The sequence below is a fragment of the Paraburkholderia sp. BL9I2N2 genome (assembly GCF_004339745.1).
In the GTDB taxonomy this organism is placed as follows: Bacteria; Pseudomonadota; Gammaproteobacteria; order Burkholderiales; family Burkholderiaceae; genus Paraburkholderia.
In genome coordinates this window covers 3,740,154-3,755,139 of sequence record NZ_SMGP01000001.1, presented here as the reverse complement: position 1 = coordinate 3,755,139, position 14,986 = coordinate 3,740,154, and the positions used below count along the sequence as shown (strand labels likewise).

At 63.6% G+C, this 14,986-nt stretch carries 13 protein-coding genes; 9 read left to right on the top strand and 4 right to left on the bottom strand.

Going from position 1 to position 14,986, the window contains the following annotated elements; genetic code table 11:
• Positions 1–62: 62 nt before the first annotated feature.
• On the top strand, positions 63–995 hold the full coding sequence (locus B0G74_RS17255; RefSeq protein WP_132376057.1) for a LysR substrate-binding domain-containing protein: 933 nt from the start codon (positions 63–65) through the stop codon (positions 993–995).
• A gap of 218 nt (positions 996–1,213) precedes the next feature.
• On the opposite strand, the gene B0G74_RS17250 is transcribed toward B0G74_RS17255, so the two are convergent.
• Positions 1,214–1,609 (bottom strand): acyl-CoA thioesterase, encoded by a 396-nt coding sequence (locus B0G74_RS17250; protein ID WP_132376056.1) that lies wholly within the window; start codon positions 1,607–1,609, stop codon positions 1,214–1,216.
• A 284-nt stretch (positions 1,610–1,893) separates the two neighbouring features.
• Here B0G74_RS17250 and B0G74_RS17245 point away from each other — a divergent pair, with 284 nt between their 5' ends.
• Entirely contained in the window at positions 1,894–3,783 is a 1,890-nt protein-coding gene (locus B0G74_RS17245) for an ABC transporter ATP-binding protein/permease (protein WP_132376055.1), read from the top strand.
• Positions 3,784–3,860: 77 nt separating this feature from the next.
• Here B0G74_RS17245 and murU read toward each other — a convergent pair whose 3' ends face one another.
• Both murU and B0G74_RS17235 read right to left on the bottom strand, forming a co-directional pair.
• Positions 3,861–4,574 carry an N-acetylmuramate alpha-1-phosphate uridylyltransferase MurU gene (gene murU, locus B0G74_RS17240; RefSeq protein WP_132376054.1) on the bottom strand — a complete coding sequence of 238 codons (714 nt, stop codon included), beginning with the start codon at positions 4,572–4,574 and terminating at the stop codon, positions 3,861–3,863.
• 3 nt (positions 4,575–4,577) lie between these two features.
• Complete coding sequence (locus tag B0G74_RS17235; protein ID WP_132376053.1) at positions 4,578–5,669, bottom strand: phosphotransferase; 1,092 nt, start codon at positions 5,667–5,669, stop codon at positions 4,578–4,580.
• Between the two features lie 222 nt (positions 5,670–5,891).
• Between B0G74_RS17235 and B0G74_RS17230 the strand changes: the two genes are divergently transcribed.
• The 4 genes from B0G74_RS17230 to rsmA all read left to right on the top strand — a co-directional run bounded on the left by B0G74_RS17230 (position 5,892) and on the right by rsmA (position 11,694).
• The gene (locus B0G74_RS17230; RefSeq protein WP_132376052.1) at positions 5,892–8,258 is read left to right on the top strand and encodes an LPS-assembly protein LptD; all 2,367 of its coding nucleotides are present in this window, start codon (positions 5,892–5,894) and stop codon (positions 8,256–8,258) included.
• 79 nt (positions 8,259–8,337) lie between these two features.
• On the top strand, positions 8,338–9,699 hold the full coding sequence (locus B0G74_RS17225) for a peptidylprolyl isomerase (protein WP_132376051.1): 1,362 nt from the start codon (positions 8,338–8,340) through the stop codon (positions 9,697–9,699).
• Between the two features lie 5 nt (positions 9,700–9,704).
• Positions 9,705–10,715, top strand: a complete 1,011-nt coding sequence (pdxA, locus tag B0G74_RS17220) for a 4-hydroxythreonine-4-phosphate dehydrogenase PdxA (protein WP_132376050.1) — start codon at positions 9,705–9,707, stop codon at positions 10,713–10,715.
• A gap of 148 nt (positions 10,716–10,863) precedes the next feature.
• Positions 10,864–11,694: a 16S rRNA (adenine(1518)-N(6)/adenine(1519)-N(6))-dimethyltransferase RsmA gene (rsmA, locus tag B0G74_RS17215; RefSeq protein ID WP_132376049.1), complete on the top strand. Its 831-nt coding sequence runs from the start codon at positions 10,864–10,866 to the stop codon at positions 11,692–11,694.
• 33 nt (positions 11,695–11,727) lie between these two features.
• Here rsmA and B0G74_RS17210 read toward each other — a convergent pair whose 3' ends face one another.
• Positions 11,728–12,663, bottom strand: a complete 936-nt coding sequence (locus B0G74_RS17210) for a DMT family transporter (protein WP_132376048.1) — start codon at positions 12,661–12,663, stop codon at positions 11,728–11,730.
• Between the two features lie 254 nt (positions 12,664–12,917).
• Between B0G74_RS17210 and B0G74_RS17205 the strand changes: the two genes are divergently transcribed.
• From B0G74_RS17205 to B0G74_RS17195, 3 genes are all read left to right on the top strand, one after another.
• A complete protein-coding gene (locus tag B0G74_RS17205; RefSeq protein ID WP_132376047.1) occupies positions 12,918–14,039 on the top strand; it encodes a porin in 1,122 nt (373 codons plus the stop codon).
• A gap of 87 nt (positions 14,040–14,126) precedes the next feature.
• Positions 14,127–14,513, top strand: a complete 387-nt coding sequence (gene gloA / locus B0G74_RS17200) for a lactoylglutathione lyase (RefSeq protein ID WP_132376046.1) — start codon at positions 14,127–14,129, stop codon at positions 14,511–14,513.
• A gap of 26 nt (positions 14,514–14,539) precedes the next feature.
• Positions 14,540–14,938, top strand: a complete 399-nt coding sequence (locus B0G74_RS17195; RefSeq protein WP_132376045.1) for a hypothetical protein — start codon at positions 14,540–14,542, stop codon at positions 14,936–14,938.
• Positions 14,939–14,986 lie beyond the last annotated feature (48 nt).

Below are 14,986 nucleotides of genomic sequence, written 5' to 3'. Positions count from 1 at the left end.
TAAGCATCTCCGCACTGCAAAAAAAGCGACAATTAACGACGATTTACGTCAGAATTTCTTACATGAAGCCGATCCCGCCGTTGACCGCGCTGCGCTGTTTCGAGGCCGTCGCTCGCCTGGGCGGCGTCACGCAGGCCGCGCGCGAGTTGCATGTCACGCACTCGGCGGTGAGCCAGCAGATCAAGGTGCTGGAAGATTCGATGGGCGTCGCGCTCTTCATGCGTGCGGCGCGCGGGCTGCGGCTGACCGAGGAAGGACGGCTCTACGCGCTCGACATCCGCATGGCGCTGCGCGACATCACCCATGCGACACGCCGCGCACAGGCGCGCCCACATGAGAGCGAACTGGTGATCACCACCTTGCCTTCGTTCGCTCAGCATTGGCTCGTGCCGCGCCTCGCCAGTTTTCGCGACGCGCATCCGTACTACCGGATCCGCTTGCAAACGAGCTTGCAGGTCGAGGATTTTCGCCAGGGCGCGAGCGACATCGGCATCCGCATGGGGCAGGGGCATTGGCCCGACGTCGCGCAACAGAAACTGTTCGACGACGAGATGGTGGTGGTCGCCGCTCCGCATTTCGCACTGGCGCCGCATGGCCGCTTGCCCGTCACCGCCGAGGACGTGTTGGCCTGTCCGCTGCTCTCGAGTCCCGATACGCCGTGGCATGACTGGTGTCAGGCAGCTCAGGTGGCGGAGCCGGCCGAGGGAGCCGTGGTGCTGTCGGCGAACGACTCGAATATCGTGATCGGCGCCGTGCTGCAAGGCCAGGGCGTCGCGCTCGAAAGGCGCAGCCTGGTCGCGTATGCGCTGGCGCGTGGCGAGCTGGTGCAGATCACCGATATCCGCGTGCCGTACCGTTATCCCTACTGGCTGGTCTGGCAGCAACGCGAAATGCTCAATGCCTCGCAGGCGCATTTCGCGCAGTGGATCGAAGGGCAGGTCGACGCTTATCTGCGCAGCAACGGCGCGCCTGCGGTCTCGAGTCGTGCGGGTTAGCGCGGAATCGTGCGCGTAATCGATTTGCGCGGGCGTTTCGGTCGGATATATTCGTAATTCCCGACTCAGACTGCGCTGGGAACCACGAAGCACCGATTCACGCGGCGTTGCGCCCGATTTTCGCTGCTCGCACCAGGTCATGGGCGGAGCCAGTGACCTTATACCAAGCCTGAAGAAACCGAGGCGCCGCGGCGCCTCGTTTTTTTACCGCGACCCGCTCAATCCAGCAGCGGCAACGCGCGCGGGCGCCGGTCGCTATCGGTGGCGACGTAGGTCAGCGTGGCTTCGGTGACCTTCACGAGATCTTCGGTGAGGCTCATGCGCTGCGCGTAGACCTCGACCGCCACCGTGACTGACGTATTGCCCGTCTTGACGATGTCCGCGTAAAAGCTCAGCAGATCGCCGACGAACACCGGCTGCTTGAACACGAACGAATTGACCGCGATGGTCGCTACCCGCCCGTTGGCGCGGCGGCTTGCCGGAATCGAGCCGGCAATGTCCACTTGCGCCATGATCCAGCCGCCGAACACGTCGCCGTGGACGTTCGCGTCCGAAGGCTGCGGCACCACGCGCAGCGCGCAGTGCTTTTGCGGGAGTTGAAGAATATCGGTCATCGGGGCACCCTTGAGAAACGTGTTGGCTCGGTCGGCTCGACCGGCAGGCGGGGCATTTCACGACAACGGTACGGCACGCACCGCGCGGCCAACGTGCCACCCACGGCGGGCCAACCCATGAAAAGCGGCGCCAGCCGGCTTCTGCGACAATAGAAAGATCAGGAATTGTACGGGAAAGCGCCCAGCCGGGTCGCGCGACCAAAAGCAGTATGCCGAGCCGGCATGCCGCGGTCGCCGCGCCGCTGCGAACTCCGGCATCTCCACACTCTCCCCAGCCGATCTCCATGCGCCGCACGCCCTCGTCCGAACCCTCGCCGATCTCCACCCAGCCGCGCAACGACTGGCAGACGATCCTGTCGCTGCTGCCGTATCTCGCCACGTATAAATGGCGGGTCGGTTTTGCGCTGAGCTGCCTGATCGGCGCGAAGGTCGCCAACCTCGGCGTGCCGATCGTGATGAAGCGGATCGTCGACAGCCTCGCCTCGGTGCAGCATCTCACCGCGCTCGGCCGTGCTCACGATTCGCCGGCCATCGTATTGCTGGGCGGCGTCGGCCTGCTGGTGGTCGCGTATGCGGTGGTGCGGCTGTCCACGTCGCTGTTCACCGAACTGCGTGAGATTCTGTTTTCGAAGGTGACCGAAAGCGCGGTGCGCCAACTCGCGCTGAAAGTGTTCCGCCATCTGCATGCGCTGTCGTTGCGCTTTCACCTCGAACGGCAGACGGGCGGCATGTCGCGCGACATCGAGCGCGGCACGCGCGGCATCACGCAACTGATCTCGTACTCGCTTTACAGCATTCTGCCGACGCTCGTCGAAGTCGGGCTCGTGCTCGGCTTTTTCGTCGTCAAGTACGAGGCGTATTACGCAGTGGTCACGTTCATTGCGCTCGCCGTCTACATCGTCTTCACGGTGAAGGTCACGGAGTGGCGCACGCATTTTCGCCGCACAATGAACGATCTCGATTCGAAGGCGAACTCACGCGCGATCGATTCGCTGCTGAACTACGAGACAGTCAAATACTTCGGCAACGAAGAGTGGGAAGCGAGCCGTTACGACGAAAACCTCAAACGCTATCGCACGGCGGCGATCAAGTCGCAGCGCTCGCTGTCGGCGCTGAACTTCGGGCAGCAGGCGATTATCGGCACGGGGCTCGTGTTCATTCTGTGGCGCGCCACGCAAGGCGTGATGGCCGGGCGTCTCACGCTCGGCGATCTGGTGCTGATCAACACTTTCATGCTGCAGCTTTATATTCCGCTGAATTTTCTCGGCGTGGTGTATCGCGAGTTGAAGCAAAGCCTCACCGACATGGACCGCATGTTCACGCTGCTCGGCGCCGCGCGGGAAGTGCCCGACCTGGAAGGCGCGCCCGCGCTGCGCGTGAACGGCGCGCAGGTGCGCTTCGAGCGCGTGAACTTCGCGTACGAACCGGCGCGCCAGATTCTGCACGACGTGAGCTTCACGATTCCGGCGGGCACCACCACCGCAGTGGTCGGCCATAGCGGTTCGGGCAAATCGACCCTCGCGCGGCTGATGTTCCGCTTCTACGATCTTGACCGCGCGACGGGCGGCGCGATCACCATCGACGGTCAGGATATTCGTGACGTCACGCAGGATTCGTTGCGCGCGTCGATCGGCATCGTGCCGCAGGATACGGTGCTGTTCAACGATTCGATCTACTACAACATCGCCTACGGCCGTCCCTCGGCAACGCGCGAGGAAGTGATCGCGGCGGCGCGCGCGGCGCATATTCACGAGTTCATCGAAGGGCTGCCGAAAGGCTATGAAACGCCGGTCGGCGAACGTGGCCTGAAGTTGTCCGGCGGCGAAAAGCAACGCGTGGCGATTGCGCGGACCATCCTCAAGAATCCGCCAATCCTGTTGTTCGACGAAGCGACCTCCGCGCTCGATTCACGTTCCGAGCGCGCGATTCAGCATGAGCTCGATCAGATCGCCCGCGAGCGCACGACGCTGATCATCGCGCACCGGCTTTCGACGGTGGTGCACGCGCAGCAGATCATCGTGATGGACAAAGGGCGGATCATCGAGCGCGGCACGCATGCGGAACTGCTGCGCGCGAACGGCCTGTTCGCGCAGATGTGGGCGTTGCAGCAGCAGCGCGCGGCCGAGGCGCCGGAGGCGGTGGAAGCAGTGGGTGCGGGAGAGGGTGGGCAATAAAACTTGTGCGGTGGTTTTTTGCGTTGTCGCTCGGCAATGCAGCGTGATGCGAAATTCTGGCGCCGAACGCGTCGCGCTCAACGCGTGCGCAAACGCTGATCGAGCTCGCCCAACTGCGCCGGCGTGCCGACGTTCTCCCACAAGCCCTCATACAACTCGCCGCTCGCGAGACCGCGTCCGATCGTGTCGCGGTAATACGGCGTGAGCGCGCGCCGCGTGCCGCGCGGCAGATCGCGGAACATGCGCGTGTCGTACAGCCCGATGTTGCCGAACGTGAACCGTGGTCGGGCGTCGAGCGAGAGCGCGCCGCCAACCAGACCGAAGTCGCCATTCGGATGAAACGCCGGGTTCGGCACCATCACCAGATGCATGCCCGGCTCGCGCAAGGCCCGCAATCTTTCGGCGTGTACATTCAGCGTGGCGTAATCGAAGTCGGCGTACACGTCGCCGCTGACCGCGACGAACACTTCGCTCGCGCCGTCATCCTCCAGCAGCGGCAACGCCTGCACGATGCCGCCCGCGGTCTCCAGCGCCTCGTTCTCGGCCGAGTAGCGCAACTGGACTTGCCAGCGCGAGCCGTCGCCGAGCGTGGCTTCGATCTGCTCGCCGAGCCACGCGTGGTTGATCACAATGGTTCGAAAGCCCGCAAGCGCGAGCCGTTCGATCTGCCACACGATCAGCGGCTTGCCGCCCACGTCGAGTAAAGGCTTGGGGCATGTGTCGGTCAACGGACGCATGCGCTCGCCGCGGCCCGCGGCGAAAATCATCGCTTTCTTCAGGGACATCGTCATCGGTCAGAAGGTGTAGCCGACTTCGTTCGCGCGGCCCTCGAGATCGTCGAGGAGCTTCGCGAACGGACGCAGCGGTGCATAGCGCTCGGCAACCTTGCGCGCATAGCCGATGAAACGCGGCAGATCCTTCATGTAGTGCGGTTTGCCGTCGCGATAGTTGATCCGGCAAAAGAGCCCCAGCACCTTGATGTGCCGTTGCAGACCCATCCATTCGATCTGGCGGTAGAACTCGCCGAAATCAGGATCGACCGGCAGGCCGGCTTTTTTCGCCCGCTCCCAGTAGTACACGAAGCAATCCAGCTCGAACTCTTCGTCCCAGCTCAGGAACGCATCGCGCAACAGCGAGGCGACGTCGTAGGTGATCGGACCGTACACCGCGTCCTGGAAGTCCAGCACGCCCGGGTTCACCGGATTCGGCTCGGCGGCGAGCATCAGATTGCGCGGCATGAAGTCCCGCAGCATGAACACCTGCGGCTGCGCGCGGGCGCTCGCGATCAGCAGCGCGAACGTGCGATCGAGCACGCCGCGTACCTTTTCGTCCGCTTTTTCGTCCGTCCCGCGGCCCAGATGCCGGCCGAGGAACCACTCCGGCATCAACTCCATCTCGCGGCGCAGGAAGGCTTCGTCGAACGGCGGCAGCACGTCTTCGCGCGAGGTGAGTTGCCAGCGGATCAGCGCGTCGAGCGCGTCGCGCATCAGCGCACGGGCACGGCGCGGGTCGTCCGCGTTTTGCGCTTCGGTCAGCGCGCCGAGGTACGAAGCCGTGCCCAGATCGGTGACGAGCATGAAGCCGGCCTCGAAATCGACCTCCAGCACGCGCGGCACGTGCACGTCGGCGGCCGCGAGCAACTGCGCGACCTGCACGAATTCGCGGCACTTTTCGGGCGGCGGGGCATCGACGGCGATCAGCGTGCCGTTGCTTTCGCCTTCCGCCGCCTTACCGGCCAGGCGGAAATAGCGGCGAAAACTGGCGTCGGACGAAGCCGGGACAAGTGTGTCGAGCTCGAGCGCATAGCGCGCCACGTGGCCTTTCAGCCAGGCTTTGAGCAGTTCGAGACGGGTATCGGTGGAGTCTTGTGATGAGGGCAGCGTCATGAAAACCGGCGGCAAATTCAGAGGGGCAACGTCTTGCCATATAATACCCCACGACTTTTTTGACGCGGCTCACGCCAGCTTTCGCGTATTCCGCTTTACCGCCCGCCTCATCGTTCGACAGATTGTAAATATTGATGTGCAGCCGACTGTCACGGTCGGGGTGTGCAGGCGGTGGACCGTGACTGCAGATGCTGACGGACGAGCCGATTCGCCAAACGATACATGCCGCCTAGACAGCTTTCCCAAACGACTCCCTCTTGTGCCGTTGTGCCGCGCAAAAGGCGGCTCGTCGCGGCGTTGATCGCCGTTCCGGGCCTGATGCCCGCGCTTGCGCACGCCCAGTTGGTGGGGGAAGCCGCGCAGCCGCAACCTATCGACGCGCCCTGGGGCATGCAGCTTGCCCCGCAGCTGGAAGAACGTCCGTTGCAGCAGGGCCAGAAACCGGCCACGTTCGTGCTCGGCGACACGACCACCGGCACCACCGACCAGGACATGGCCGCCAAGGGCTCGGCCGAGGTGCGGCGCAATACGGTCGTGATCAAGGCCGACGCGCTGCATTACGACCAGGATACGGATATGGCCGACGCGTACGGCCAGGTCCACGTAGTCAACAACGGCAATTCGTTCGTCGGCCCGGAAGCGCACATGCGCGTGGATTCGAGCGAAGGCTTCATGACCGCGCCGAAGTACCACTTCAACGTGACCGGTGGCTCGGGCAGCGCGGAGCGCGTCGACCTGCTCGACAACGAGCGCTCGGTCTTCACGAAGGGCACCTACACGGCCTGCGCGTGCGCGGACGATCCGGCCTGGTACATCAAGGGCAGCGAGTTCGATTTCGACACCGGCGCGGACGAAGGTGTCGCCTACAACGGCGTGCTGTTCTTCCAGGGCGTGCCGGTGTTCGCCTCGCCCTGGCTGTCGTTCCCGCTCTCGGGCGAGCGGCGCAGCGGGATTCTGCCGCCCACGTTCTCGCTGAGTTCGTCGAACGGCTTCGAACTGTCGGTGCCGTATTACTTCAACATCGCGCCGAATCGCGATCTGACGCTCACGCCGCGTCTGATCTCGAAACGCGGTGTGCAGACGCAGGCGTCGTTCCGTTACCTGTCGCCCACGTATTCCGGCTCGATCACCGGCGAGTTCCTGCCGGACGACCATCTGACCAAGACCAACCGCTACGCGCTGTACATCCAGCACAACCAGAACTTCGGCAACGGGTTCGGCGGCTACATCTACTACAACAAGGTTTCGGACAACACGTATCCGGAAGATTTGTCGTCGTCGGTCAATCAGTTCATGAACGGCACCCAGCTCCTGTATCAACAGGAAGCCGGGTTGACCTACAACAATGGCCCGTGGTCGGTGCTCGCGCGCGAGCAGCACTGGCAGACGCTGACGCCGTCGGTCGCGCCGTACGGCCGCGAGCCGCAGTTGAACGTGAAGTACGCGAAGTACAACGTCGGCGGCTTCGACTTCGGCGCGGAAGCCGACTACACGAATTTCCGCATCACCACCGCGGACATGACCGAAGGTCAGCGGGTGATGTTCAACCCGTACATTTCGTATTCGGTAGTCGGGCCGGGTTACTTCGTCACGCCGAAGGTGCAGTGGCACTTTGCGTCGTACAACCTGCGCAATATCGGCGACGACGTGCCGGTCGGCACGCCGAAGAATTTCACCGAATCGATCCCGACGCTGTCGTTCGACACGGGCCTGATCTTCGACCGTTCGGTGCGGATCTTCGGCGAGGATTACATCCAGACGCTCGAGCCGCGCCTGTACTACGTGTACACGCCGTTCCGCAATCAGGAATCCGCGCCGCTGTTCGACACCGCCGACTCCGACTTCGGGCTGGCGGAAATCTTCACGCCGAACACCTTCGTCGGCAACGACCGGATCGCCGACGCGAACCGTCTGACGGCTGCTCTCACCACGCGCTTCATCAACGCGGCAACGGGCGACGAACGGGCGCGATTCGTGATCGCGCAGCAGTATTACTTCCAGGACCAGCGCGTCACGCTGCAGCCTACCCAGACCAGCGCGCAGGCCACGCACTCGGACCTGATCGCCGGGGCGTCGTTCAAGCTCGGCGCCGGTTTCGCTTCGGAAACGGCGTTCCAATATAATGCCGACAACAACCAGTTGGTGAAGACGAGCGTCGGCTTCGGGTTCAGTCCGGCCACCGGCAAGGTGATCAACGTCGCGTACCGCTACACGCGCGCGAACACCACGCTGGACAACCAGCCGATCAATCAGGTGCTGATTTCGGGCCAGTGGCCGCTCACGCACCGGGTGTACGGCGTGGGCCGGTTCAATTACGACCTGGGCGGCCACCGGATCGTCGACGGTCTGGTCGGCCTGCAGTACGACGCCGACTGCTGGACGCTCGGGGCCGGGATCCAGCGCTACGCGAACGGTCTGAACACCTCGGGGCAGAATCAGTCGAGCACGCGGTTCCTCGCGCAGTTGACGTTCAAGGGCTTGTCGAGCGTCGACAACGGGCTGATGACCGCATTCCGCGCCAGCGTGGCGGGCTATACGCCGTTGCCGCCGCCGCCGCCGCCGGAGTCGCGGTTCACCAACTACGAATGACGCATCGTTTGACGAATGGCGCATCATTTATAAAGTGCGAAAAGACGGGCCAGGCGCGCCCGACATCATTGGAGTATCTGTGGCAATCATGAAAAAGCTTCGCTTGGCAACGCTTGCGGCCGGTATTGCCGCCGCGGCGTCTTTCCTGTCGGTTGCGCCGGTGCAGGCGCAGGCGCTGGGCGGCAGTAGCGGCCAGACGGTCGACACCATTGCCGCAGTGGTCAACAACGGTGTCATCACGCGGCGCGAGCTCGACGAACGCATGAGCCTGATCACCCGCCGCCTGAACCAGCAGAACGCGCCGGTCCCGCCGATGGACCAGTTGCGCCAGCAGGTGCTCAACCAGATGGTGCTGGAACGCATCCAGTTGCAAAAGGCCAAGGAAGACGGCATCAACATCGACGACGCCACCGTGCAAAAAACGCTCGAACGGCTTGCCGCGGCGAACAACCTGTCGCTCGACGTGTATCGCTCGCGCATCGAGGCGCAAGGCGTGCCCTGGAGCACGTTCACCAGCGACGCGCGTACCGAACTGACGCTCTCGCGTCTGCGCGAGAAGGAAGTGGACAGCAAGGTCACGGTGTCGGACGCCGAAGTCGCGAACTACATCGCCAGTCAGCGTGGCCCGAACGCCGGCCTGACGAGCGATCTGCATCTGCAGCACATTTTCATCAAGGCGCCGCTGAACGCGTCGGAGACGGATATCGAAGCGGCGCAGCAGAAGGCGCAAGCATTGCTCGCCGAAGCCAAGGGCGGCGCCAACTTCGAAAAGCTGGCGAAGTCCAATTCGCAGGCGCCGGATGCATCGAAAGGCGGCGACACGGGTTTCGCTTCACCGTCCAAGCTGCCGCCTGAATTCGTCAAGGCCGCTTCGACAATGCGTCCCGGCGAAGTCAATCCGGATCTGATCCGCACCAACGACGGTTTCGAAATCGTGCGTCTGGTCGATCGCCGCGCGGGTCAGGGCGCCAGCTCGGATGCGCCGAAGCTCGTGCAAACGCACGTGCGTCACATTTTGCTGCGCGTCGGCGACGGCATGTCGGAACCGCAAGCGCGTCAGAAGCTGCTCGAAATCAAGAGCGAAATCGCTTCGGGCGGCGACTTCTCGAAATTCGCACACACTTACTCGCAAGACGGTTCGTCGTCGCAAGGCGGTGACCTCGGCTGGATCAGCCCGGGCGAGACGGTGCCGGAATTCGAGCGCGCCATGAACAGCCTGCAGGACGGCCAGATCAGCGACCCGGTTCGCAGCGAATACGGCTACCACCTGATTCAGGTGCTGGGCCGCCGCGAATCCGAAGGTTCGGTCTCGCAGCAGATGGATCTGGCGCGCCAGGCCATCGGTCAGCGCAAGGCGGAACAGGCTTACGCCGACTGGTTACGCGAACTGCGCGATACCGCGTACGTGGAAGTGAAGCCCACTCAGTCGAGCATGCAATAACTGTCATGACAAGCGCCGCCCAGTCCGCCCGCCCACCATTGCAGATCGCGATCACGACCGGCGAGCCCGCCGGCGTGGGCCCCGAATTGACGGCGCAGGCACTGGCGGGCGCGGCGGCGCATTGGCCCCACGCGCAGTTCACCGTGTTGGGCGACGCGGACCTGCTCGCCGAACGCGCGCGTGCCGTCGGTGTCGATTGGAGCGCACTGGTGGCGGATGGCAAGCGCGTGCGCTTGCAACACCGGCCGCTCGGGGCGCCTGCCGTCGCGGGCAAGCTCAACGCGGCCAACGGCCGCTACGTGCTCGATCTGCTCGACAGCGCGATCGATGGCGCGCTAGCCGGCACGTTCGACGCGATCGTCACCGCGCCGCTGCAAAAGAGCACCATCAACGATGCCGGCGTGCCCTTCACCGGCCACACCGAATATCTCGCCGAGCGCACGCACACACCGCGCGTGGTGATGATGCTGGCCGGCACCGGCAAGCGTCCGTTGCGCGTCGCACTGGCGACCACGCATCTGCCGCTCAAGGATGTCTCCGCCGCGCTTTCGATCGAAGGCATTGTCGAAACGCTGCGCATCATCGATCACGATTTGCGGCACCACTTCGGTTTGCCCGCGCCGCGCATCCTCGTGACGGGGCTGAACCCGCATGCGGGCGAAAACGGTTATCTGGGCCGCGAGGAAATCGAAGTCATCACGCCGGCGCTGAACCTCGCGGACGCTCAAGGCATCGACGCGCGCGGTCCGTATCCGGCCGACACGCTGTTCCAGCCGCGCTATCTGGATGAGGCCGACTGCGTGCTGGCCATGTTCCACGACCAGGGCCTGCCGGTGTTGAAGTACGCCACGTTCGGGGAAGGCATCAATGTCACGCTCGGTTTGCCGATCATCCGCACCTCGGTCGATCACGGCACCGCGCTCGATCTGGCCGGCACGGGCCGCGCCGACGCGGGCAGTCTGATCGCCGCGATCGAGACGGCGGTGTCGATGGCGCAGCACCGCCGCGCGGGCTGATTCGGCGCTGTCGCGCGGCCTGTGCGCGGCGTCTCGCTGGTATCCTGCCGCTAGCTATGTATGCGGCATGGCGAGCACATGTCGAGCAAGCGCGCGCCGCTCAGCAGGTTCCTTTTCTTAAGCAGTTCTCTTTCTTAGCGTTTCTTCGATGTCCACCAGCAGACAGCAACAGGGCCGGCACCAGGGTCATATCGCGCGCAAGCGTTTCGGTCAGAATTTTCTGGTCGACATGGGCGTGATCGATTCGATCGTCGATGTCATCCGGCCGCAACGCGGCGAGCGTATGGTCGAGATCGGGCCGGGCCTCGGCGCGCTCACCGAACCGCTGATCGAGCGTCTGGCGACGCCGGAAGCGCCCTTGCACGCCGTCGAACTGGATCGCGATCTGATCGGCCGTCTGAAGACGAAATTCGGCGGCCTGCTCGAACTGCATGCGGGCGACGCGCTCGCGTTCGACTTCGGCTCTTTGGCCGCGCCCGGCGACAAGGCGTCGCTGCGCATTGTCGGCAATCTGCCGTACAACATTTCGAGCCCGCTGCTGTTTCATCTGACGTCGTTCGCGCATCGCGTGATCGATCAGCACTTCATGTTGCAGAACGAAGTGGTCGAGCGGATGGTGGCGGAGCCGGGCACCAAGGCGTTCAGCCGTCTTTCGGTGATGCTGCAATATCGCTATGTGATCGACAAGCAACTCGACGTGCCGCCCGAAGCGTTCAACCCGCCGCCGAAAGTCGATTCGGCGATCGTGCGGATGATTCCGTACGAGCTGCATGAACTGGCGCCGGTGGACGAGCGCGTGCTCGGCGAAGTGGTGACGGCCGCGTTCTCGCAGCGTCGCAAGATGTTGCGCAACACGCTCGCTGCGTATCGCGATTCGGTGGATTTCGAGGCGCTCGGCTTCGACCTGCAACGTCGCGCCGAAGATGTGCCGGTGGCCGAGTACGTGCGCGTGGCGCAGATCGTGGCGGCCAAAGCCTAAGTCTTGCGGCTTGGGCTCTGACGGGCCGAGGCTCTAGATCGTCACCCGCTTCGCAGGTGCGTTGACCAGCGCGATGCCGGTCAACACCAGCACCGCGGCCATCAGAAAGCGCAGGCTGAACGATTCGCCGAGCAGCAGCACGCCGAAGGTCACGCCGAACAGCGGCGTGAGGAACGAGAACACTGACAGGCGCGACGCGATATAGCGTGTCAGCAGCCAGAACCACACCAGATAGCTGACGAACGCCACGATCACCGCCTGATACGCGAGGCTCACCACTGCCAGCGGCGTGACGGTGGCCACATGCGCCTGGCCGAGCCCGAGCGCAAGCGCGAGGAGTACCACGGCCGAGACCGTCAGTTGATAGAACAACGTCTTGCTGGCGCTCGATTGAGCGAGGCGCGTGGCGCGCACCACCACGGTGGTCGCGGCCCACGCGACGCCGGCCAACACACCGAGCGCGTCGCCCACAACACCCGTGAGCAGCGAACCGCGCGCGGCGTGGCCGTGCAGGAAGCCGTCCGCGAAGGCGAGCGACATGCCCGCGAACGCCACGACGATACCGAGCCACTGAATCCGCCGCATGCGCTCGCCGTCGACGAACCAGTGCAGCCCGAGCGCCGTGAAGCATGGCGCGGTGTACAGAAAGACCGCCATGCGCGACGCGCTGGTCAGCGTCAGGCCGAGAAAAATGCACACGAACTCGCCCGCGAACAGCACGCCCGCGAGCAGGCCGGCGCCCAGGGTGCCGTCGTCGCGAAAGAGCGGCGTGCCGCGTGAGCGCGCCCAGCCCCATACCAGTACCGCCGCAATCGCCGAACGCACGCCCGCCTGAAAGACCGGCGGCAGCGTCGCGTTGGTGCTCTTGATCGCCACTTGCTGGAGACCCCAGATCGCGCACAGGCCGATCATCAACAGGATGGCGAAGCTATCCGGGGAGCGGCGTGCGGGCAGGGCGGAGGTGCTCATGGGGTGGGTCGAGTCGGGAACAGCCCGTACGATATCAAACCTGCCCGAGCCGCCCGCCGATGACCCCACCGCCTACGCGTGCTTCTTACGGGCCGAAAGCAAGCCGGCAAGCGTTTTTGCTGACTTAACAACACCTGCTTCAGACTAATTTCGCACGGGTGCCGTTTCGCGATAAGGTTCAGCCACAAACGTTTCGTCAGGACATTCAAGGCACGAACTATCCGCGCGATGCGCAGCCTGTACGAGGAGAAGGCATGAAGAACGTAGGCAGGTGGGCAGCGGCCGCGGTGCCCGCGGCATTGGCGTCGTTGGGGTGTCAGATGGCGCACGCGCAATCCAGCGTGACGCTGTACGGCGTGGTCGACGAAAGCGTGCGCTATCTGACTCACGTCAACAAGGCGGGCGATTCGTCGATCGGACTCGGCACCGGCGGCATGACGCAAAGCCGCTGGGGGCTGAAGGGCGTCGAGGATCTCGGCGGCGGCTGGTCTACCTTCTTCAAACTCGAAAACCGCATCTATATCAACACCGGACAAAGCGATCCCACGCTGCCGTTTTTCAATGAAGCGCAGGTCGGCGTGCGTTCGGATTCGTACGGCCAGATCATTCTCGGCCGTCAATACAACGTCGTGATCGAAGGCGTTACGGTGGCTGGCTACGGCAGCAATTCCTGGATCCCGTACGACTTCAGTTTTCAACCTGAAATCACAATGACGGGCGGCATCTGGACCAGCAACCAGGTGCAATATCAGGCGAGATACAACGGCTTCACGTTCGCGGCCGGCTACGCGTTCGGTGGCAACGCGGGCAATTCCTATGGCAGTCAGATCGGCGCGGCCGCGGCTTATAAGCCGGTAGGCGGTCCGTTCAGCGTCGGCGGCGCGTACGAAGTGTCGAAAGATTCGGTCAACGGCGCGGCCGCGAAGACGTGGACGTTCGGCGGCTCGTATACGTGGAACCTCACGCGCTTTTCCGCCGGCTACATCGTCAATCAGAACGACCCGGGCTTTTCGAATTTCGCCAACGGGCCGTTCACCGCGCCCGTGCTGGCGGCGCTCAAGTACACGGACTTTGCGCGGCGCCGCATGATCATGGGCGGCATCACGCAACAGGTCAGCAACAAGTGGCATTTCGCCGCGAACGTCTGGCGCACGCTGCAGGACGGCAAAACCGCCGCGCAGGACGGCTCCGCGTGGCAGTACCAACTGGTCGCCGACTACAACCTGTCCCGCCGCACGGACGTCTATCTGGAAGGCGATTATTCGCTGTACCGCGGCGACCTGATCGGCGCGCAACTGCAGGGCGTCAACAGCGTCGGGCTCGCGCAGAAGGGTTCGCAGATCGGCTTGATGGCAGGCGTGCGGCATCAATTCTGAGTACTGATTCACCGAGGGCACTCTCTGCAGCGTCGCGGGATTCCGGGTACATTGACGGTCTCGTTACCACGCAACAGGGAGTGCATAATGCGCCTTCTTCACACTATGCTCCGGGTCGGCGACCTGGACCGTTCGATCGCCTTCTACACCGAACTGCTCGGCATGAAACTGCTGCGCCGCGATGATTATCCGGACGGCAAATTCACGCTGGCATTCGTCGGTTACGAAGATGAACGCAACGGCACCGTGCTCGAACTCACCCACAACTGGGACACGCCCACCTACGACCTCGGCACCGGCTTCGGCCACCTCGCTGTCGAAGTGGAAGATGCATACGCCGCATGTGACAAAATCAAGGCACAAGGCGGTACGGTCGTGCGCGAAGCCGGCCCGATGAAACACGGCACGACCGTGATTGCTTTCGTCACGGACCCGGACGGCTACAAGATCGAGTTCATCCAGAAGAAGAAATAAGGCAGGCGGCAGGGCGAGGTCGAACAATGAATAACATCAATCCCTACTTCAAAGAACTCGACGAGATCCACGTCGAAATCGAAGCCCTGTTCGACGGTTCCGCGGACGAAGGCGCGCTGCAGCGAATCATGGCGCGCTTCGCGCCGCAGTTCACGCTGGTCATGACATCGGGCATCGCGCTGGATCACGCCGGCCTGCGCGAGATTTTCTCGAAGCTGCACGGCGCGCGTCCGGGCTCGCAAATCGCGATCCGCGACAAGGAGATCGTCGCTGAGTACCCGTCAGGCGCGGTGGTGAAATATCGCGAGTATCAGCGCGACAACGCCGGCAACGCAAACGTGCGGCGCTCCACGGCGGTGATGGATCTCGACGCGCATGGCAAGGTGACGTGGCGTCATCTGCAGGAAACCTTCTGCTCCGAATGAGCGGCAGTGCGTGACAAACCGGCGCTTCAGGCTGAAGCGCCGGTTTCA